Source organism: Arenibaculum sp., assembly GCF_035998295.1.
Classification (GTDB): domain Bacteria; phylum Pseudomonadota; class Alphaproteobacteria; order Azospirillales; family Azospirillaceae; genus DASYHS01.
The window spans coordinates 1-18895 of the sequence record NZ_DASYHS010000207.1; the positions used below are offsets into that span (position 1 = coordinate 1).

Genomic DNA, 18895 nt, shown 5'->3' on the forward strand with positions numbered 1-18895 from the left:
GAGCGTTGGGACGACGCCATCGCCGCCGCCCGCGCGGTGCCCGACGGCGACATCGAGTACGTCGCCGAGAAGGCGCCGCTGCACAGTTACCTGATGAAGGGTCTCTACGAACTCAAGCTCGGCTGAGGAGCCTGCCATGTCCGAAAAGGAACGCGACCGCGAAACGCACGAGTCCGGCGGCCCCGGGAAGTCGGGACGGCCGAACGAGAACCCGCCCAACGCGCCGAAGCAGAACCAGCCCCCCTACGACGAAGGGCGCTCGGAGGGCGGCAGGGCTCCGGGCCACCCGAAAGGCTGAACTGCCGACAGTGGTACTCCCGAGGGGCATTTGCGCGAATATCGTTAAAATGTTCCAAGGGTGCGGAGGACGCGCGTGTCCTGGACCGCATACCTGGAACGAGCCGTGACTGCCGCCGAACGTGCCATCGCCGAGCTGAAGAGCCTGATTCCGGATACGCCGGGCCCGCGGCGGGTCGCGATCGAGCGCATCATCGCCCGGTTGGCGACCGCCTGCGGGACCGGCGATTTCCTGGACGTTCGCATGCCTCTCCCCCCGGAGCCGGCCCCGGCACCGGTCAGGCCGGCGGCTGCATCGGCGTCTCGACCGTCTGGGGCGGCCCTTCGATCAAGGGCTGGAGCGTCGGCGCGAGCCCCTTCAGCAGCTGCGCGGGCAGGGCGCTGGTGAAGCGGTAGCGCGCCGCTTCCGGCCCGCGGACATGGGCCGTGATCGTCCCGAAGAACCTGTCTCCGATGAAGAAGACGAAGGTCGCGGTGCGGGCGACGACCCGGTCGCCGTAACGGTGGTCGCCCGTGCCGGTCTTGCCGCCGACGGGGAGGATCTCGCCCGAGCCGGTGGTGAACGCGCCCTTGAGGCGGCGGGCGGTGCCGTTCTCGGCGACGTCGACGAGGGCGCGCCGCACGGTCGCGCACAGTTCGGGCGACAGCACGCGCTCGCCCGGCCCGGGCGAGAAGCCCATCACCGTCTCGTAGGGCGTGCCGGCGGCCATGCGCAGTCGCTCGACCCGCAGGGTCGGCAGCCTGACGCCGTCGTTGAGGATGATCCCCATCAGGTCGGCCAGCGCGCCCGGACGGTCAGCCGAGCTGCCGATCGACGTGGCGTAGGACGGGACCAGGCTGCCGAACGGATAGCCGAGGCGTGCCCAGGCCGCATGGATGCGCTTGAACGCGTCGGCCTCCAGCAGGATGCGGATGCGCGAGTCCTGGGCGTGCTTGCGGCTGGTCTTGAACAGCCAGGCGTAGGTGTCCTGGCGCTCCTGGGCGGAGGCGGCCACGATCTCCGCGCGCGGCGCGTCGGGGCGCGTCTGGAGATAGTTGACCAGCCACAGCTCCAGCGGGTGGCGCCGGGCGACGTAGCCCCGGTCCGCGAGGTTGAATTTGCCCGGCGCGTATCTCTCGTACAGGCGATCGAGCTCGCGGTCGCTCAGGCCGGCATTGGGCAGCCTGGCGCGCATGAAGGCCGCGAAGTCCGCGAAGGATGCCTCGGGGCGGACCGAGCGGAAGGTGACGGCGAGGCGGGGCGGCGCCGCCCGGACCCGGCTCGCCAGCAGCGCCAGCGCCTCGTCCGGCGTCTTGCCCCGGTAGTCGGTCATGAAGCGGTTCAGGAAGACCGTGCCTTCCTGGTCGGCGAAGCGCATCAGGTAGTCCTGGCGCGCGGGGTTGTTGGCGTCGGTCAGGGGATTGCTGCCGTCCCCCCGGCCTTCGGCGACGTAGTACTGGACGATGTCGCGCATCATCCGGATGAAGGGCAGGTTGATGCTGTGCCGGATCGCCTCGGCGACGGTCGGGACGGAGCCGTTGTCCTTGCCGTCGAAGTTCTGGAAGGTGTGGACGCCGCCGCCGGTGAAGAACCGCTCGCCCGGGCTCGCGGAATAGCGCCGCTGCATCGCCGCGTCCAGGAGTGCCGTCACCGACCGGTCGTTCGCCGCCGCGAGCTGGCCCGCGACCCAGCGCGTCAGCGGATCGTCGCCCTCCGATGCCACCGCCCGGAGCTCGGCGCGCGGCAGGTGGCCGTAGCGTCGGTGCAGCTCCTCGACGATCTCGAGATAGGTGATCATGGTCCTGAGCTTGGCCGTCGAGCCCAGGTCGAGCTTCGCCCCCTCGTTGATGTCGAGCGGCTGGTCGAGGTTGTCGGCCTGGACCCGCACGTAGTTTGCGTCCTTGCCGCGCTCGTACAGCACGACGCTGTAGATCACCTTGTCCGCCGCCGCCCCGCCGGTGTCGAGCAGGCGAAAGCCGATCAGCCCGAACTCCTCGACGAAGCCCGGCTCGCCGAGCCGCTCCAGCACGCGTACGACCTGGTCCTGCATCGGCGCGTCCAGGGTCGTCTCCGCGCTGAGGTCCAGGCGGTCCAGCTCGTACAGGCTCGGCACGCCCATCAGGCGGAGCAGGCGGGTGCGGATCGCGTTCGCCGCCTTCTGCTCGATGAAGGAGACGCCGGGCGGGCGCGGCGTGTCGGTCCGGAAGACGAGACGCGTCGCCAGTGCCGCGTCGCGCAGGTCCTCGTCGATGACGCCTTGCCGGGCGAGCAGCCGCAGATGGCTGTTGGCGAGCTGGTCGAGCGCCGCCCGGTCGGCGATCAGGTAATGGCTCGGCCGCCGCTGGGCGAGCAGCAGGCCGAGCACCTGCTTGTAGACGCGGGCCTTCTCGGCCAGCGCGCCCGGGTCATTGGCCGGCGCGGACAGGACGCGGGACGCGTGGTCGAGCTCGGTGCCGAACCACGCCCACAGCCCGTCGCCCAGGCCGTTGACCTCGCCGAAGCCCGGCCGCGCCGTGAGCGGCGTGGAGTTGAGATAGTCGACGACGATGCGGCGGCGGGCATAGGTGGTGTCCTGCCCGTCCAGATACGCCCGTACGCTGGCCGAGGCCATCTGGCGCAGCTTCTCCGACGCGTCCGTCGTCTGGCCTTCGGGGGAGTGGCGGTATTTCTCGATCTGCGTCGCCAGCGTGCTGCCGCCCGGGATGCGCATTCCGGGATTGAGCCACTGCGCCGGCAGCCCGAGGGCGGCGTAGACGAACCGGTCCCATTCGACCGCGGGGTTGTGGGTCGGGGACGGCGCGCTCAGCAGTTCGCGGTTCTCGATGAACAGCAGCGTGCCCACGACCAGGCCGGGGATCGACTCGAAGCTTTCGAACACGCGCTCGGGGAACCGGGCCGAATAGATGGTGCGGCCGCCGCGGTCCTGCAGCGTCAGGCCGGCATGGGTCTTCTCGTGGAAAACCGCGAAGCCGCCGCGATGAACGAAGTCCACCAGCCGCTCCGACATCCGGGCCTGCCGCTCGACGGCGTAGCCGCCGGCCATCAGGCGGTCGGCGTAGCCGGGCACGCGGGTGTAGCCGAGCCGGTCGTTGTAGGGGCCCTGGACGGGGAAGGCGATGCTCGGGCTCGGCCCCGGCTCCACCTCGTAGGTCAGCTCGCGCGCGAATTTCGACAGCAGGCCGGCCTGCAGCCAGGAGCTGCGGATCTCGGCCGATGCGAGCCAGGCCACGCCGGCCAGCGCACCGAGCATTACCCCGCCGATCAGCAAACGCTCCCAGATCGACAGCCGCATCGAAGCCGTGCCTTCCTCATGACGGGCGCGGCTTTCCTTGCCGCGGACCAGCGACCGTCGAGTTTAGGCAGGATTGGTTAACAACGCGTATCGGGACGGCCGCGACAATCGCAGGATGACACGGGCCGGAGCGGCTTCCCGCCCGGAACGGTTGCCGGGGGAGACCTTCAATCGGCGCGGCCGCGCGCCTCTATCGGCATGCTGCCGGCGAGCATGCCGCCGCGGGTGCAGTGGAAGGCGTCGTGCAGGTTGATCGTCGGGTCGCAATGCGGCACGACGAAGAGGATGCGCTCGCCCGTCCGCGGGGCGGCGGCGCCGTCCGGCAGCACGACTCGGCCGAATTCGTCGCCCGCCGGCTCGTAGACGGCGCCGGGCGGGGCGCCGGCCGCGACCAAGGGCATCGGGCCGTCGAGCGGGAAGGTCTTCGAGCCGGCATCGACCGTCGCGATGCCGGGATGGTTGGCGCTCACCACCTGCGCCAGCACGAACAGGGCGTTGCGGAAGGGTCGCCGCCCGTCCCCCGTGAGGTCGACCGCGTCGTACTCGACGTCGCTGAACAGGTAGGAGCCCGGCTGCAGGTCGGTGTAGAGCCCGAACCGAGGGTCGATCGCGAAGGTTCCGGTCCCGCCGCCGGTGACGATCGGGCAGGGATGCCCCTGCGCCGCCAGCGCGTCGCGGGTCGCGCGCAGCACCGAGGCGGCGTCGGCCGCGCCCTGCCGGCGCTCCGCGAAGCCCGGGATGTGCTGGACGTGACCGGCATAGCCCTGGACGCCCCGCAGCGACAGCGCCGAGGCCGCGGCCCGGACGCGGCGCGCCGTCTCCAGCGCCATCGGGATGCCGGTCACGCCGGTGCGTCCCCGGACGGGATGGACGTCGACGTCGATCAGCACGGCGAGCGGCTCGCGCCCGCCGGCGAGCGCGGCCGCCAGGGCGTCGGCCTGCTCCGGGCTGTCGACGACGACGGTCAGGCCGGGGCGGCGCGCGTGGAGTGCCGCCAGCCGGGCGAGCTTGCGCGCGCCGGCGAGGGGCGAGGTGACCAGCAAATCCCCGATCCCCGCATCGGCCAGCACCTCCGCCTCGCCCAGCTTGGCGCAGCACAGGCCGACCGCGCCGTCGGCCATCTGCAGCCGGGCCAGCGCCGCGGATTTGTGCGTCTTGGCGTGGGGCCGCAGGCCGATCCCGGCTTGGCGGGCCGACGCGGCGAGGACGGCCCGGTTCCCGTCCATCGCGTCGAGGTCGAGCACGAGGGCCGGGGTGTCCAGCGGCAGTTCCAGCAACGGCTCCAGCAGCGGCTCCGGCAGCCGTTCGGGCGCCACCTCAGGCCGTTCCCGCCGCATCGCGCAGGTGGCCGGCGACCTCGGCCCGGGGCAGTTCGACCTGGGTGCCGCGCGTCAGGTCCTTGACGGTCGCGGTGCCGCGCGCCGCCTCGTCCGCGCCGATCAGGACGGCGAAGCGGATGCCGACGCGGTCGGCGTATTTCAGCTGCTTCGCGATCTTCGCCGGTTCCAGGGTCAGCTCGGTGTTGATGCCGGCGGCCCGCAGCTCGGCCGCGAGGCTGTAGCTCTCGGCGGCCAGCGCCGGGTCCATCAGCGCCACGAGCGCCGCCGCGGTGCTGGCATGGGCGGCGATCACCCCCGCCTCGCGGAGCTGGTAGAACAGCCGCGTCGCCCCGATCGAGATGCCGACGCCGGGCAGCCGCGAGCGCGTGTAGTTGCTGGCGAGGTTCTCGTACCGCCCGCCCGAGCAGACGCTGCCGATCCCGGGATGGTCGTCGAGGAAGGTCTCGTAGACCGTGCCGGTGTAGTAGTCGAGCCCGCGGGCGATGGCGAGGTTGACCCGGTAGTGCCGCTCCGGCACGCGCAGCGCCGCCAGCCCGTCGAGCACCGTCTCCAGCTCCGACAGGCCGGCGCGGAACGTCTCGTCCGCGATGTCCATCCCGCGCAGCGCCGCGACGACGTCGGCATTGCTGCCCGACAGGCCGATCAGGTCGAGGATGCGCGCGGCCGTATCGGCTGCCAGCGCCAGCTCGCCGCCGGTCAGGCTCTCCAGCACCTTGTCCCGGCCGACCTTGTCGAGCCGGTCGATCTCGCGCAGGACCAGCGCCTGGCGCCCGGGCTCGCCGATGCCGAGCCCGGCCAGCAGGCCGGCGAGGATCTTGCGGTTGTTGAAGTTGATCGTGAAGCCGCCGACCTTCAGGTCGCTGAAGACCTGGTGGATCACGGCCGGGATCTCGGCGTCGAAGGCGAGCGGCAGGGCGTCCTTGCCGATCACGTCGATGTCGCACTGGTAGAACTCGCGGAAGCGGCCCTTCTGGGCGCGCTCCCCGCGGTAGACGCGCTGCATCTGGTAGCGGCGGAACGGGAAGGCCAGGTCGTGCTCGTGCTCGGCGACGTAGCGCGCCAGCGGCACCGTCAGGTCGAAGCGCAGCGCCATCTCGGGGTCGCGGCCCTGCTGGCGCGCGCCGGTGGACTGGACGAAGTAGACCTGCTTCTCGGTCTCGCCGCCGCTCTTGGTCAGCAGCACGTCGGTCAGCTCGAACACCGGGGTCTCGACCGGCAGGAAGCCGAACCGCTCGTAGCCGCGCCGGATGGTGTCCAGGAAGGACTGGAACGCGATCTGCTCGCCGGGCAGCAGCTCCATGACGCCGGACGGCGTCCTCGGTTGGATCAGGCTCATCTTGCGCGGACTTCCACGGGAAACGACGGGTCGGGCGGCAGTTTTAGCGGCTTTGCCGGCCGGACGCCACGCCGGAAGCGACGAAAGCACCCTCGCGGATGTTGAGCGCGGGGGGCAAAGCCCCTAAAAGGCGGGGATTCGAAACCTGGGATGCCCATCATGCCCGCCGGCCGAGAGACCGACCGCCTGATCCTGCGCCGCCCCGACGACTGGCACCTGCATCTGCGCGAGGGGGCGATGCTCCGCGCGGTGCTGCCTTTCACCGCGCGCCAGTTCGGCCGCGCGATCGTGATGCCGAACCTGAAGCCGCCGGTGACGACGGTCGCGCGGGCGCAGGCCTACCGCGACGAGATCCTGGAGGCCTTGCCCGAAGGCGCCGGCTTCACGCCGCTGATGACCTGCTACCTGACCGACGGCACCGACCCGGCCGAGGTCGCGCGCGGCTTCGCCGAGGGCGTCTTCGCGGCGGCCAAGCTCTATCCCGCGAACGCGACGACCAACAGCGCCCACGGCGTCACCGACGTGGCGCGGATCCGCCCGGTGCTGGAGCGCATGCAGGAGATCGGCATGCCGCTGCTGGTCCATGGCGAGGTGACGGACGCCGAGGTCGACGTCTTCGACCGCGAGGCCGTGTTCATCGACCGCGTGCTGGCGCCGCTGCTGCGCGACATGCCGGGCCTGCGCGTCGTGCTCGAGCACGTCACGACCGAGGACGCGGTCGCCTTCGTGCGCGCGAACGCCGGCACCGGCCGGCTCGGCGCGACGATCACCGCGCATCACCTGCTGATCAACCGCACCCACATGTTCCAGGGCGGCATCCGCCCGCATCTCTACTGCCTGCCGATCGCCAAGCGCGAGCGGCACCGCCTCGCGCTGCTGCGCGCCGCCGCCTCGGGCGAGGCGGCCTTCTTCCTCGGCACCGACAGCGCCCCGCACCCGGTCGCGGCCAAGGAGACGGCCTGCGGCTGCGCCGGCATCTTCACCGCCGCCACCGCCATCGAGCTGTACGCCCAGGCCTTCGACGAGGCCGGCGCGCTCGACCGGCTGGAGGCGTTCGCCAGCCTGAACGGCCCGCGCTTCTACGGCCTGCCGCCGAACGAGGACACGATCGAGCTGGTCCGCGAGCCGGCCCCGGTTCCCGACCTGGTCGAGGTCCCCGGCGGCGAGGCGGTGCTGCCGTTCCGCGCCGGCGAGCGTCTGCCCTGGCGCCTCGCGGGCTGAACTCACGCGTGAGAGTGCCTCGCCGGCACGGCGTGGGGGAGGTTGTCCGGCAATGCCGGATAGTTGCGGCTGGCCTTTTGGGCGGCGGCGGGTGTAGGCTGGTCGATGGAATTCGAATGGGACGGCAACAAGGCGGTCGCGAACATCGAGAAGCACGCGATCGACTTCGTCGACGTCGTCGACGTCTTCGAGGATGGCCGCCTGTTCGTTGAGGTCGACGGTCGATTCCCCGAGCCTCGCTGTCGAGCGATCGGGATGGTCGAAGGCGTTGTCCTGTCCGTCGTCTACACGATGCGGGGCGACGTGTGCCGCATCATTTCCGCCAGGAGGGCGAGCCGCCGTGAGCGAAGAGCGTATCGTTCGCTATGATCCCAAGAGGGACCGCAAGCCCGAATCCCGCACGGATTGGGACCGCGTGCGTGCCATGTCCGACGACGAGGTCGAAGCCGCCGCCGCGGCCGATCCGGACAACCCGCCTCTGAGCGAGGCGCAACTCGCCGACGTCTTCCGACCGGCCGACCTGCGCGAGCTGCGGCGCTCGCTCGGGCTGAGCCAGGCGCAGTTTTCGCGGCGCTACGGCATACCGATGGCGACGCTGCAGGATTGGGAACAGGCGCGGCGCGTGCCGGATACCGTCAGCCGCAACTATCTCCGCGTGATCCGGCGCGACCCGGAGGCGGTTGCAAAAGCGCTGGCGTCGTGACCCGGCGCGCTCGGGCGATCTGGGTTGCCCACGGCGCACCCGCAGCCTAGAAAGGCGCCAATTCACACCCAGGAGCCCCAGCCATGACCCCGCTTGCCGCCCAGCCCGATCCCGACCTGGTCGCGACCCTCACGGCCCGCATGCTGATCGAGATCAAGGCGGTGCATTTCAACCGCGAGACGCCGTACATCTTCACCTCCGGCTGGGCGAGCCCGGTCTACATCGACTGCCGCAAGATCATCTCCTTCCCGCGCGCGCGCGCCGCCGTCACCGACTTCGCGGCCTCGACCATCCTGCGCGAGGTCGGCTTCGAGAGCCTGGACGCCGTCGCGGGCGGCGAGACCGCTGGCATCCCCTTCGCGGCCTGGATCGCCGACCGGCTCGGCCTGCCGATGCAGTACGTGCGCAAGAAGCCCAAGGGGTTCGGCCGCAACGCCCAGATCGAGGGCGACCTGGAGGAGGGCCAGCGCACCCTGCTGGTCGAGGACCTGACCACCGACGGCAAGAGCAAGGTCAACTTCGTCAACGCGCTCCGCAACGCGGGGGCCGAGGTGGCGGACACCTTCGTCGTGTTCCACTACGGCATCTTCCCGCAGAGCGTCGAGACGATGCGCGAGATCGGCGTCCGCCTGCACGCGCTGTGCACCTGGTGGGACGTGCTGCGCGTCTCCAAGCAGCACGGCTATTTCGACCCCGCGACGATCGACGAGGTCGAGAAGTTCCTGCACGCCCCGGTCGACTGGTCGCGCACCCACGGCGGCAAGTCCGAGCTGGGGTGAGCTACTCCAGCGCGTCGGCGAGGAAGCGGTCGACCTCGGCCCAGGCGGCGGCGCGGATCTCCGCGCGCTCCATCAGCACCTCGTGCATCGCGTCAGCCAGCACGTGCACCCGGCAGTGCCGGTACCGGGCGCACGCCGCCCGCTGGCTGTCCGGCGGCACGACCACGTCGCACCCGGGGACGAGGGCCAGCATCGGCGTCTCGACCCCCACCGCGGCCTCGGGGCGGGCGAGCTCGGCGAGAGAGCGGTAGGTCGCGTCCAGCCAGCCATGGGTGACGCCTCCGACGACGAGCGCGGGGTCGTGCCGGAACCACTGGTGATGGACGGCCCACGAAGCGGGGTCGCTGGTCACCGGGTTGGCCGCGAAGCTATGGCGGGCGGGGTCGTAGTCGCCCTGGCCCGGCAGGTAGCGGGCACCCAGGCCGAGGCGGACGCCGGCGCGCGCGAGCGCCCGGGCGACCGGCCGCGGAACCCATCCCGGTTGGGTGTAGATGTCGGTCATCGGCGCCGAGAGCACCACGGCGTCGAAACCGCGGGGAGACCGGGCCAGATGGCGCAGCAACAGGTGGGCGCCCTGCGAATGGGCGCAGGCGACCAGCGGACGGCCCGCCTCCGGCACCGCGACCGCCTCCAGGAACCGGGCCAGGTCGTCGAGCCAGAGGCCGTAGTCGCAGACGTGGCCGCGCTGGCGCAGCGGCGGGTCCTCCGACAGCAGGCGGCTCGATCGTCCCTGGCCGCGCCAGTCCATCCCGATCGCCTGGAAGCCGCGCTCCCGCCACGCCCGCGCGACGCCGTCGTATTTCTCCAGGAACTCCGAGCGGCCGTGCAGCAGCACGACCGTGCCCCGGCAGGCGTCCGGGGCCGGCCATCGCGCGTGCCGGATCCAGCCGCCGTCCGGCAGGTCGAGGCGGGCGAAAAGCGGCGGCGGCTCGCCCAGGCGCGGCGGCAGCGGCAGGTCGGCGGCGGTGATGCCTTCCGCTGTCGGGTCTCTGGGGTCCGGGTCTCTGCGGTCCATGAGGGGGAGGGACCACGGAAGGGTGGGGCTTGGCAAGCCGGCGCGTGCCTGTATCGTTGAGCCTCCCAACCGGAGCGGAAGATCGATCCATGAGCTATGCAGCGCGGCCCCGGCTCGACCCGAGCTGGGAGGCGGCGGTCGGCGGCGAGTTCGACCAGCCCTACATGCGGGCGCTCGCCGCGTTCCTCGATGGCGAGGCGGCGGCCGGCAAGCGGATCTTCCCCGAGCCGGCCCTGGTCTACGCGGCGCTGGAGCTGACGCCGCTGTCGGCGGTGCGGGCGGTCGTCATCGGCCAGGACCCCTATCACGGCTCCGGCCAGGCGCACGGGCTCGCCTTCTCGGTGCGGCCGGGCACGCGGCCGCCGCCGAGCCTGCGCAACGTCTTCAAGGAGCTGCGCGCCGACCTCGGCATCGCGCCGCCGGGGCACGGCAGCCTCGTGCGCTGGGCCGAGCGGGGCGTGCTGCTGCTCAACACCGTGCTGACCGTCGAGGAGGGGCAGGCGGGCTCGCATCGGGGGCGCGGCTGGGAGCGCCTGACCGACGCGGTGATCCGGGCCGTCAGCGACCGCCGCGACGCCGTCGCCTTTGTCGCCTGGGGGCTGCCCGCGCGCCGCAAGGCCGACCTCGTCGACGGCGGCCGGCACGAGATCGTGTCCAGCGCCCATCCCTCGCCGCTGTCGGCGAGCCGGGGCTTCCTCGGCTCGCGCCCCTTCTCGAAGGTGAACGCCTTCCTGGAGCGCCGCGGGCAGGCGCCCATCGACTGGCGCCTGGACTGACCCCCGCTCCTACTCGTCCCCGCCTTGCAGCCGGCGGGAACGCCTTGCGATCTCCATCAGGACGCCGAGCCCGCCGGTGGCGAGCCGCCGCCCGGCGAGCAGGGGGGCGAGGGCGGCGCGCGTCCCCATGCCGCGGACGTGGACCCGGCTGCGGCCCAGCGCCGCGAGCGAGCCGCGCGCGACCGCCAGCGGGTCTTCCGCGCCGGGCAGCCGGCCGGCGCGGAAGCCGGAGCGCCGGCCGAAATCGGTGCGGGTCGGTCCCGGGCACAGCACCTGCACATCCACCGGCTCGCCCTCCAGCTCGACCGCCAGCGCCTCGCCATAGGCGAGCACGAAGCTCTTGGTCGCGGCGTAGGTGGCCAGCAGCGGCACCGGCTGGAACGCGACCGTGCTGGAGACGAGGACCAGGCCGCAGCGCCGTCCCTCGGCCCGCGCCCGGCCGATCATGCCCGGCAGCAGCGCTCTCGTCAGCACGGCGACCGCGACGGCGTTCAGCTCCACCGTCGCCTCCTCGGCCGCGGCCGGGTTGTCGACGACACGGCCGAACGGCCCCGTGCCGGCGTTGTTGACCAGCAGGTCCACGCCGAGCCGTTCCGCAGCCGCGGCCACGGCCTGCCGGCCCTCGCCGGTCGTCAGGTCGGCCGCGAGCGTCTCGACCTCGCGGCCCGGCCAGCTCGCCTCGTCGCGCATCGCGGCGAGCGCGTCCTCGTGGCGGGCGACCAGCAGCAGCCCCGTGGAGCGGGGCAGGGCGCGGGCGAAGGCGGCCCCTATGCCCTTCGTGGCACCCGTGACGAGTGCGGATCGGTACTGCATCGGCGGTCCTCCTGCATGTGGCCCCCATGTCGGCCGGGGCGGCAGCCCCATGTTCGGCCGGGGCGGCAGCCCCATGACGACAGGGCGGCAGCCCCCTTGACGATAGAGACGGTAGGGGCGGCGGCAAGGGGCGTCGATCGTCCGTACGGCGAGGCATCCGGCCTTTTTTGCGGGCCGGGCGGCGCCGGCCGGCCCTGAGCGGCGTTGACGGTGCCGGCTGCGCGCGCGATCCTGGCCCTGGTCGAAACCCGGATGGAGTTGCCGCCATGCACAAGCTCGCACTCGCCGCCGCCTTTGCCCTCCCGCTCTCGCTCGCCGCGGGGACGGCGCTCGCGGACTGCGCCGGACACGCCAGGGTCGCCGAGGCGCCGAAGCCCGCCCCGACGCAGCAGACCGTGCAGGCGCCCGCTCCGGTCGCGACGGTCGGCCAGGGGACCTGAGACGAAGCTCCCTCGGGGGAGAAGGAAAGGGGCTTCCCGGTCGCGGGAAGCCCCTTTTCTCATGATGGGGATGGACATCCCCGTTGCCGGGGGAAGCTGATACGCAACGTGCGTCACTAGGGCCATCCCCGCGCATGCGGGGCGACCGGCCAGCTATGCCGCGGATCGCGGCAAATGTCAAAGCCGCGAATGGCGGTGAATGTCGAAGCCGCGAATGGCGGCGAATGTCAAATCCACCCTCCCGAAGCGCGTTTGGCATCCGAGTCGGCCCCGCCCCGCGCGAACACCTGCGGATGCAAGCTCCCGCGTGCGCAGGTCCCGGTAGCGGGCGGCCGGCGGCGGATGCGGCGGAACGCGGGTGAATGCTAGGAAACCGGTTCGTTTTCGTCTAGCATGCGGTCGCATTCCGTCGTTACATCGGAAATGAATTTGACACGAGCCCGGTTTCATAAAAAGGTCACGGAGGTCTCGTGCATCGGGACATCCGAATGAATGTTTTCGCCGACCCCCTGTTCAGCGTCCGGACGCCCGGCGGGACGATATCCAGGCTGTCCTGGGCCGGCCTGCTCGCGGCGGCGGAGGACGGGTCGCTCCACGACCTGGTCCGCCTCCAGGCGCACCAGCGCCCGCGGGTCGTGCTGGAGCTGGCGGTGTGGCTGCATCTGCTCCGGCGCTTCTCGGGCGTGCGGCCGCTGACCGTCCCGGCCGCCCTCGCGGCGCTGAGGCGCGAGGGCGCGCTCGGCGCCGGCGCGCTGATCCCGGAGGAGGACGAGCCCGGCTTCGCGCAGCCGGTGGTGTCGGGCGCCGAGCGCGGATCGTGGATGGAAAAGCCGCTCGGCCTCGTCGACACGCTGTTCACCGGCGTCGGCCACGAGGCCAAGGGGCCGGTCGACCGCGTGGCCGCGCCCGAGGACGTCGTCTTCGCCCTGCTGTCGGGTGGACAGAAGATCTTCGTGAAGGACAACCCCGACAGCCTGCGCTGGGGAGTGCCGGTCGTCGTGCCCGTGGACGCGACGGGCGGCCTGGCCTTCGGCGTCCGGGCGCTGGCGGACGCCTACGATGCCGCGGGCCTGCCCGCGGATGCGCCCTGGGCCCGGTCCCGGCACCTGTCGGACCACGTGCTGTGGCTGCGGCCGTTGTCGCTGGCGCCGGGGGCGGCCCCGCTCGGGCCGGGCGAGGTCGCGTGGCCCTTCCTCGACGTCGCACGCCCGATCCGGCTGGCGCCCGGCCCGGACGGGCGGCCGGTCGCGCACCAGTTCCCGACCATGCGCCGTATGGTGGCGCCGGAACTGGCCGCGATGCTCGCCGATCCGGGCGTGCCGATGCAGCGCGGCAGCAAGCCGTTCCGGCTGGTGATGCGCCGGCCCGACCACCGTTTCCTCCATGCGGTCCTGTTCGGGCGCGAGGACGTCGATCCGGCGCCGATCGCGCTCGCGCCGCCGCCGGGAACGCGGGCGCTGCGGATCGGCGCCGTCGCGTTCGAGACCGGCAAGACGCGGGGCGTGCTGGATCTTTCGATCCGCGTGCCGACGCCCGTCGGGCCGCCCGGTGCTGCGGGCGAGGCGTCGCGGCTGGCGCTGCGGCTGGTGGGGCAGGTCGCCCGCGGCGCGTTGCGGCCGGCCTTGCGCCGGTTGCTGCAGCCCCGTGCCCAGGACCGGCTCCGGCCGCTGGAAAGCGGCGGCGTCGTCGGCCGGCGGATCGACGCCGCGGTGCGCCGGTTCGAGGACGCGGTGACGCGGCGCAGCCTCGAATGGGTGTTCGAGGCGGCGGCCGATCCCGACCCGGAGGCGTCCCTGGTCCCGGAGCTGAAGCGGGACCTTGCCGCCGCCGCATGGTCCGGTTTCGACGAGGAGATCGCGGGCGGCGACCCGGCCCGGCCGGACGCCCAGCTCGCGCTCGCGCGCGCCCGGCTCGACCTCGCGGCGCTGCTGGGCTCCGCCCTCGACCTCGATGCCGATCTCCCCTCGGCCGATGGCGCGGGGGACGGGGCGGCGGCCCGCGTGGCCGACGCGCTCGGCGAGGCCATGCGCCGGGACCCGGACCTGCGCGGCATGGACCCGGACCGTCCGCCGCTCGCCTATTGGTCCCTGCTCGCCGGTCCGGCGGTCCCTTCGGGATGGGCGGAGGCGGAGGCGCTGCAGCCGGCCTGGCGCGCCGTCCTGTCCGCCTTCGCGGCCGTGCCGCACCGCCCCGGCGCGCGCTGCGCCGGACGGGCGCTGGCCGAAGCCGGGTTCGGCACGGCCCGCCTCTCCGGCCTGCTGGAGGCGCGCGGCCCTCTTCTGCTCGCCGCCTTCGCGCAGGCGTGGCGCTTCCTCGCCGCCGCCGGAACGCCGGCCGTCGACTGGGGGAACGCGTTCGCCCTCCTGGCCGCCGACGCTTCAGGCGACCGGGAAGGCGAACGCCGGGCCCGCGCCCGGCTGGCGCTCGCCGCCGCCGGAGCCCTGCGCGACGCCGGCCGCCCGGCCATGCCGTCCGCCGCCTGACCCATACCGTGTAGATCCAGGAGCCTTCATCGCATGTTCGTCCAGATCCACGTGCTCAAGGACTACAGCGCCGCCCTTCCGAACCGCGACCTGTCCGGGCTGGCCAAGCGCATGCCCTACGGCGACGCGCTGCGCCAGCGCATCTCCTCCCAATGCATCAAGGCGGCGCTGCGCTCGCCGGACGCCGTCCTGTTCCGCACCGGGCCGGACGGGTCGCTGGCCGAGGACACGCTGCCGCGCCTGGGCGCCGATCTCGGCCTGGGCATCTCGTGGCGTTCCCGCCTGATCTTCCCGCGCCTCGTGCTGCCGCGCGTCGCCGAGCGGATCGGCGACCGGACGCTCGCCGGCGCCTATGTCGATGCCGTGGCCGGCCTGTTCGCCCGCAGCGCCAAGGGCGCCGAGGACGAGGACGGCGACCTGGATGCCGACGAGGGTGCGGTGGCCGGGGCCGAGCCGGCGGAGCCCGGACGCCTGCGGCAGCCGATCGTGCTCGGCGAGGCGGAGATCGACGCGATCGCCGCGACCACGGCCGAGCTGGCCCGGCACCGGGTCGACCCCAAGCTGTTCGCCGACCTGCTCTTGAAGGAGCGCGGGCTGCGCAAGCTGCCCCAGGCCGTCCAGGATGCGGTCGAGCGGATGCGCGCGATGCGCCGGCATTGCGGGCTGGACGGGGCGCTCTTCGGCCGCATGGCGACCAACGAGATGGTCTCCAACGTCGAGGGCTGCGTCGCCGTCGCCCATGCGCTGACGGTCCACGGCATCCAGAGCCAGCCCGACTACTTCTCCGTCCGGGACATGCTGAACCGCGACGACGAGGCGGGCGCGTCGCACACCAACACGACGGAGCTGACCTCGGGTCTGTTCTATTCCTACGCGGTCGTGGACCTGGGCGGGCTGGCGCGCAACCTCGTCGGGCTCGACGCACGCCAGCGCGCGGGGATCGTCGGCTGGCTGGTCCGCGCGTTCCATTCGGTCGAGCCGGCGTCCAAGCGCGGCTCGACCGCCCCCTTCGGCACGGTGCACGAGATGGTGGTGGAGATGGGGCGCCGCCAGCCGCGCAGCCTGATGGGGGCGTTCCAGAAGGCGATCGTGCCGCTTGCCCGCTCGGAGCTGAGCCTGAGCGAGCGGGCGGTGGCCGTGCTCGGCGACTACCGCGCCCGCATGGGCGCGCTCTCCGGCGCGCCGGAGAGGAGTTGGACCCTGACGGCTTCGGCGGCCGGCCCGCTGCCCGCCTTCGAGGCGCTGGCGGCGGAGGTCGAGGCGGCGGTCGCGGCGCAGGGGCCGGCGCGCACCGGCGCTTCGGCGGAGCGGGCGGCATGAGGCGCTTCCTGCACCTTCATTTCGACGCGCCGATGATGAGCTTCGGCGGCATCCGCATCGACGCGCTGCCGGACGCGTATCCCGTGCCGACGGCCTCCATGGTCGCCGGCCTGATTGCCAACGCCTTCGGCGTGCTGAGGGCGCAGACGGACCTGCTCCAGCGGCTGCAGGACGCGATCGCGGTCGCGAGCGGCGTGGTCCGCCACGGCACGCGCGTCGTCGACTTCCAGACCGCCGACCTGGGCAAGCCGCACATGCGCGGGCCGATGTGGACGAGGTCCGGCCCGCCCTTCGCCCGCGCCGGCCAGGGCGTCGCCGAGAAGAGGCAGCTCCAGTGGCGGCCCTACGTCGCCGACGCGGACGTCCACACGGTGGTGTGGTGCGTCGGCGACCCGCCCTGGACCCTGGAGCAGATGGCCGAGCGCATCGCGGAGCCGGCGCGCCCGCTCTTCATCGGCCGGGCGAACTGTCCGCCGGTGCGGCCGCTGTGCCCGGGCATCGTCGAGGCCGAGACCGCCGAGGCCGCGTTGCGTGCCGCGGCCGGCGACCGGCTGCGCGAATTGCACCTGCCGCTCGACGAGGCGGGCATGGAGCCGGAGGACCGGCTGGTCAGCGTCCATGGTCGCCGGCTGTGGGACCTCAACGTCCATGCCGGGGCCGACCCGGTGGTGGTCAGGACCGTGAGGGCGGCATGACCGCGATCGAGGTCGCGCAGGTGCCGATCGGCCTGCCGGCGGCGGTCCGCTGGTTCCGGGAGATCTGGCCGGCCGAGGGGCCGTGGGCCCGGGACGAGGGCTTCCTCGTCAAGTCGGCGCTGACGGAGCTGTTCGGTACCGAGGCGGCGCCCCGGCCATGGCGCGTGCAGACGCGCCTGGACGACGGGCGGGTCCTGGTCGTCGGCTATTCCCGTCACGACGCCCAGGCCCTGCGCGAGCGGGCGCTGCTGGCGCTGCCCGGCCTGCGCGCCGCGGTGGAGGCCGACGCGATCATGACCGCGCCGCTGTCCGTGCCTGCGGCGGGGCGGCGGGTGCAGGGATGGGTCTCGCTGTGCCCGACCCGGCGCACCGACCTGGCGGCTGACGGCGCCGCCGGCCGCCGGCGCGAGCTGGACGCCTATCTGGCCGAGGTCGAGCGGGCGCGGCGCGAGGGCAGGCCGCCGCCCGCGCGCGAGGAGGTCTATGCGGACTACCTGCGCGCGGCGCTGGCGGGCGCCATGGACGTCGGGCCCGTCGCCCAGCGCGCGTTCGCGATCGCCCGCATGGCGCGCAAGGACGCGGCCGGCCGGCCGATGCGGCAGGTCGGGTTCCCCTCGGCACTGCTGCAGTTCGAGGGCACGGTCGCGGACCCCGGGCTGCTGCGCGAGAGGATGGCGTCGGGCATCGGCCGCGCCCGCGCCTTCGGCTTCGGCATGCTGCTGTTGAGGCCGTCGGGCGGCATGACCTGACCGGCACGGCCGCGACGCAGCCGCGCCCCGGCGTTTCCGTCAGCGTCCCCGGGGCGCGATTTGACTCCCGCGCGCCCGCATCGGTAGTATCGCGCCGCAATACGGGCAGGGCCGGGGCATAGATGGACGACGTGCGCAAGACTCTCGACGGCCTCGCCGGCTACTTCATCGAGGACCTGTCGGTCGGCATGTCGGCGGCCTACGCCAAGACGATCACCGACGCCGACATCGTGCTGTTCGCCGGGGTGTCGGGCGACACCAACCCCGTCCACATGAACGAGGACTACGCGCGCGGGACGATGTTCGGCGGCCGCATCGCCCACGGCATGCTGTCGGCCAGCTTCATCTCGACCGTGATGGGCACCCGCCTGCCGGGGCCCGGCTGCATCTACATGACCCAGAACCTGCGCTTCAAGGCGCCGGTACGCGTCGGCGACACCGTCGTCGCCCGGGTCACGGTCGCCGAGCTGATGCCGGAGAAGCGGCGCGCCGTGATGCAGACCGTCTGCACCGTCGGCAAGACCGTCGTGATCGAAGGCGACGCCCTGGTGATGGTCCCCTCGCGCGTCTGACGAGCCCTTCCCCGCCTGCGGGCCCGCACCCGGTGCCGATGGACGGCGGGCCGGAACTGTTGGTATTCACAGCCGCGGATTTTTGGGCTAAGCGAGGGTGGGCCGAGAGGGGGGCCCGTGATGCGTATCTTCAGACACACGGGCTGCCTGCCCGCGGACGCCCGCGGCGCGGTGGCAGCGCTCGGCAATTTCGACGGCGTGCATCTCGGCCACCAGGCCGTGATCGGCACGGCCGCCGGCATCGCGGGCCCGGCCGGCGCGCCGCTCGCGGTGCTGACCTTCGAGCCCCATCCCCGCCGCGTGTTCCGCCCCGACGACCCGCCGTTCCGGCTGACGCCGTTCCGCATCAAGGCCCGCCAGATCGAGGCGCTCGGCGTCGACCTGCTGTTCGTGGTCCATTTCGATCCCGACTTCGCGAAGCGGACGGCCGAGGCCTTCGTCGAGGAGGTGCTGGTCCGCGACCTGGGCGTGCGCCACGTCGTCGTCGGCTACGACTTCGTCTTCGGCCGCGGCCGGGGCGGGAACGTCGGCCTGCTGTCCGCGATGTCCGGCCGGCTCGGCTTCGGCGTCACCTCCGTGGAGCCGGCGACCGGCCCGGAAGGCACGGTGCTCTCCTCGACGCGCGTTCGCACCCTCCTGGCGGAGGGCCGCCCCCGCGACGCGGCCCTCGTGCTCGGCCGGCCGTGGGAGATCGAGGGCCGCGTCGAGGGCGGGTTCCAGCGCGGCCGCACGATCGGCTTTCCGACCGCCAACGTGGCGCTCGACGACTATCTCCGCCCGGCCTTCGGGGTCTATGCCGTCCGCGCCGGGATCGACCGGGGCGTCGGCACGGACTGGCTGCCGGGGGTGGCCAATCTCGGCCGCCGGCCGACCGTCGGCGGCACGGCGGAACTGCTGGAGGTGCATCTGTTCGACTTCGGCGGCGACCTCTACGGCCGGCACCTGCGCGTCCAGCTCGTCGAGTTCCTGAGGCCGGAGCGCAAGTTCGACGGCCTCGACGCGCTCAAGGCGCAGATCGCGCTCGACGCCGAGGCGGCCCGCCGGCTGCTTTCCAGCGGCTGAGCCGTCCGACACTCCTGGCCAT

18 protein-coding genes are annotated in these 18895 nt (G+C 72.9%); 13 read left to right on the forward strand and 5 right to left on the reverse strand.

Annotated elements, in window-relative coordinates; translation table 11 throughout:
• The first annotated feature begins 136 nt into the window (after window positions 1-136).
• A complete protein-coding gene (locus VGO20_RS20005; RefSeq protein ID WP_327502590.1) occupies window positions 137-298 on the forward strand; it encodes a hypothetical protein in 162 nt (53 codons plus the stop codon).
• Between the two features lie 277 nt (window positions 299-575).
• On the opposite strand, the gene VGO20_RS20010 is transcribed toward VGO20_RS20005, so the two are convergent.
• The 3 genes from VGO20_RS20010 to hisS form a co-directional block, all read right to left on the reverse strand.
• Entirely contained in the window at window positions 576-3569 is a 2994-nt protein-coding gene (locus VGO20_RS20010) for a transglycosylase domain-containing protein (protein ID WP_327504146.1), read from the reverse strand.
• A 167-nt stretch (window positions 3570-3736) separates the two neighbouring features.
• The gene (locus VGO20_RS20015) at window positions 3737-4885 is read right to left on the reverse strand and encodes a DSD1 family PLP-dependent enzyme (RefSeq protein WP_327504147.1); all 1149 of its coding nucleotides are present in this window, start codon (window positions 4883-4885) and stop codon (window positions 3737-3739) included.
• A 1-nt stretch (window position 4886) separates the two neighbouring features.
• Window positions 4887-6245 (reverse strand): histidine--tRNA ligase, encoded by a 1359-nt coding sequence (hisS, locus tag VGO20_RS20020; RefSeq protein WP_327504148.1) that lies wholly within the window; start codon window positions 6243-6245, stop codon window positions 4887-4889.
• A gap of 159 nt (window positions 6246-6404) precedes the next feature.
• Between hisS and pyrC the strand changes: the two genes are divergently transcribed.
• From pyrC to VGO20_RS20040, 4 genes are all read left to right on the forward strand, one after another.
• Window positions 6405-7466 (forward strand): dihydroorotase, encoded by a 1062-nt coding sequence (gene pyrC / locus VGO20_RS20025; RefSeq protein WP_327504149.1) that lies wholly within the window; start codon window positions 6405-6407, stop codon window positions 7464-7466.
• 63 nt (window positions 7467-7529) lie between these two features.
• Entirely contained in the window at window positions 7530-7835 is a 306-nt protein-coding gene (locus VGO20_RS20030; RefSeq protein ID WP_327504150.1) for a BrnT family toxin, read from the forward strand.
• Window positions 7807-8169, forward strand: coding sequence for a helix-turn-helix domain-containing protein (locus tag VGO20_RS20035; protein ID WP_327504151.1), 363 nt, complete (start codon window positions 7807-7809; stop codon window positions 8167-8169). The genes VGO20_RS20030 and VGO20_RS20035 overlap by 29 nt, the downstream gene beginning before the upstream one ends.
• A gap of 83 nt (window positions 8170-8252) precedes the next feature.
• Window positions 8253-8948, forward strand: coding sequence for an orotate phosphoribosyltransferase (locus tag VGO20_RS20040; protein WP_327504152.1), 696 nt, complete (start codon window positions 8253-8255; stop codon window positions 8946-8948).
• 1 nt (window position 8949) lies between these two features.
• Here VGO20_RS20040 and VGO20_RS20045 read toward each other — a convergent pair whose 3' ends face one another.
• A complete protein-coding gene (locus VGO20_RS20045) occupies window positions 8950-9963 on the reverse strand; it encodes an alpha/beta hydrolase (protein ID WP_327504153.1) in 1014 nt (337 codons plus the stop codon).
• A gap of 89 nt (window positions 9964-10052) precedes the next feature.
• On the opposite strand from VGO20_RS20045, the gene ung reads away from it, so the two are divergent.
• Complete coding sequence (gene ung, locus VGO20_RS20050; protein ID WP_327504154.1) at window positions 10053-10739, forward strand: uracil-DNA glycosylase; 687 nt, start codon at window positions 10053-10055, stop codon at window positions 10737-10739.
• A gap of 9 nt (window positions 10740-10748) precedes the next feature.
• Here the strand turns inward: ung and VGO20_RS20055 are convergent, their stop codons facing one another.
• On the reverse strand, window positions 10749-11552 hold the full coding sequence (locus tag VGO20_RS20055) for an SDR family NAD(P)-dependent oxidoreductase (protein WP_327504155.1): 804 nt from the start codon (window positions 11550-11552) through the stop codon (window positions 10749-10751).
• 266 nt (window positions 11553-11818) lie between these two features.
• On the opposite strand from VGO20_RS20055, the gene VGO20_RS20060 reads away from it, so the two are divergent.
• The 7 genes from VGO20_RS20060 (at window position 11819) to VGO20_RS20090 (ending at window position 18873) form a co-directional block, all read left to right on the forward strand.
• A complete protein-coding gene (locus VGO20_RS20060; protein ID WP_327504156.1) occupies window positions 11819-11992 on the forward strand; it encodes a hypothetical protein in 174 nt (57 codons plus the stop codon).
• A 488-nt stretch (window positions 11993-12480) separates the two neighbouring features.
• A complete protein-coding gene (locus tag VGO20_RS20065; protein ID WP_327504157.1) occupies window positions 12481-14475 on the forward strand; it encodes a hypothetical protein in 1995 nt (664 codons plus the stop codon).
• 33 nt (window positions 14476-14508) lie between these two features.
• Window positions 14509-15795: a type I-E CRISPR-associated protein Cas7/Cse4/CasC gene (locus VGO20_RS20070; protein ID WP_327504158.1), complete on the forward strand. Its 1287-nt coding sequence runs from the start codon at window positions 14509-14511 to the stop codon at window positions 15793-15795.
• The gene (gene cas5e, locus VGO20_RS20075) at window positions 15792-16490 is read left to right on the forward strand and encodes a type I-E CRISPR-associated protein Cas5/CasD (RefSeq protein ID WP_327504159.1); all 699 of its coding nucleotides are present in this window, start codon (window positions 15792-15794) and stop codon (window positions 16488-16490) included. Before VGO20_RS20070 ends, cas5e begins: the two co-directional genes overlap by 4 nt.
• Complete coding sequence (locus tag VGO20_RS20080; RefSeq protein WP_327504160.1) at window positions 16487-17239, forward strand: type I-E CRISPR-associated protein Cas6/Cse3/CasE; 753 nt, start codon at window positions 16487-16489, stop codon at window positions 17237-17239. Before cas5e ends, VGO20_RS20080 begins: the two co-directional genes overlap by 4 nt.
• Window positions 17240-17361: 122 nt before the next feature.
• Complete coding sequence (locus VGO20_RS20085; protein WP_327504161.1) at window positions 17362-17811, forward strand: MaoC family dehydratase; 450 nt, start codon at window positions 17362-17364, stop codon at window positions 17809-17811.
• A 120-nt stretch (window positions 17812-17931) separates the two neighbouring features.
• Window positions 17932-18873 (forward strand): bifunctional riboflavin kinase/FAD synthetase, encoded by a 942-nt coding sequence (locus VGO20_RS20090; RefSeq protein ID WP_327504162.1) that lies wholly within the window; start codon window positions 17932-17934, stop codon window positions 18871-18873.
• Window positions 18874-18895 lie beyond the last annotated feature (22 nt).

What these genes read in the sequence shown, in the direction of transcription:
- VGO20_RS20005 (WP_327502590.1), top strand. Translation starts at nt 137, where the DNA reads ATGTCCGAAAAGGAACGCGACCGCGAAACGCACGAGTCCGGCGGCCCC.
- VGO20_RS20010 (WP_327504146.1), bottom strand. Translation starts at nt 3,569, where the DNA reads ATGCGGCTGTCGATCTGGGAGCGTTTGCTGATCGGCGGGGTAATGCTC.
- hisS (WP_327504148.1), bottom strand. Translation starts at nt 6,245, where the DNA reads ATGAGCCTGATCCAACCGAGGACGCCGTCCGGCGTCATGGAGCTGCTG.
- pyrC (WP_327504149.1), top strand. Translation starts at nt 6,405, where the DNA reads ATGCCCGCCGGCCGAGAGACCGACCGCCTGATCCTGCGCCGCCCCGAC.
- VGO20_RS20040 (WP_327504152.1), top strand. Translation starts at nt 8,253, where the DNA reads ATGACCCCGCTTGCCGCCCAGCCCGATCCCGACCTGGTCGCGACCCTC.
- VGO20_RS20045 (WP_327504153.1), bottom strand. Translation starts at nt 9,963, where the DNA reads ATGGACCGCAGAGACCCGGACCCCAGAGACCCGACAGCGGAAGGCATC.
- ung (WP_327504154.1), top strand. Translation starts at nt 10,053, where the DNA reads ATGAGCTATGCAGCGCGGCCCCGGCTCGACCCGAGCTGGGAGGCGGCG.
- VGO20_RS20055 (WP_327504155.1), bottom strand. Translation starts at nt 11,552, where the DNA reads ATGCAGTACCGATCCGCACTCGTCACGGGTGCCACGAAGGGCATAGGG.
- VGO20_RS20060 (WP_327504156.1), top strand. Translation starts at nt 11,819, where the DNA reads ATGCACAAGCTCGCACTCGCCGCCGCCTTTGCCCTCCCGCTCTCGCTC.
- VGO20_RS20065 (WP_327504157.1), top strand. Translation starts at nt 12,481, where the DNA reads ATGAATGTTTTCGCCGACCCCCTGTTCAGCGTCCGGACGCCCGGCGGG.
- VGO20_RS20070 (WP_327504158.1), top strand. Translation starts at nt 14,509, where the DNA reads ATGTTCGTCCAGATCCACGTGCTCAAGGACTACAGCGCCGCCCTTCCG.
- cas5e (WP_327504159.1), top strand. Translation starts at nt 15,792, where the DNA reads ATGAGGCGCTTCCTGCACCTTCATTTCGACGCGCCGATGATGAGCTTC.
- VGO20_RS20080 (WP_327504160.1), top strand. Translation starts at nt 16,487, where the DNA reads ATGACCGCGATCGAGGTCGCGCAGGTGCCGATCGGCCTGCCGGCGGCG.
- VGO20_RS20085 (WP_327504161.1), top strand. Translation starts at nt 17,362, where the DNA reads ATGGACGACGTGCGCAAGACTCTCGACGGCCTCGCCGGCTACTTCATC.
- VGO20_RS20090 (WP_327504162.1), top strand. Translation starts at nt 17,932, where the DNA reads ATGCGTATCTTCAGACACACGGGCTGCCTGCCCGCGGACGCCCGCGGC.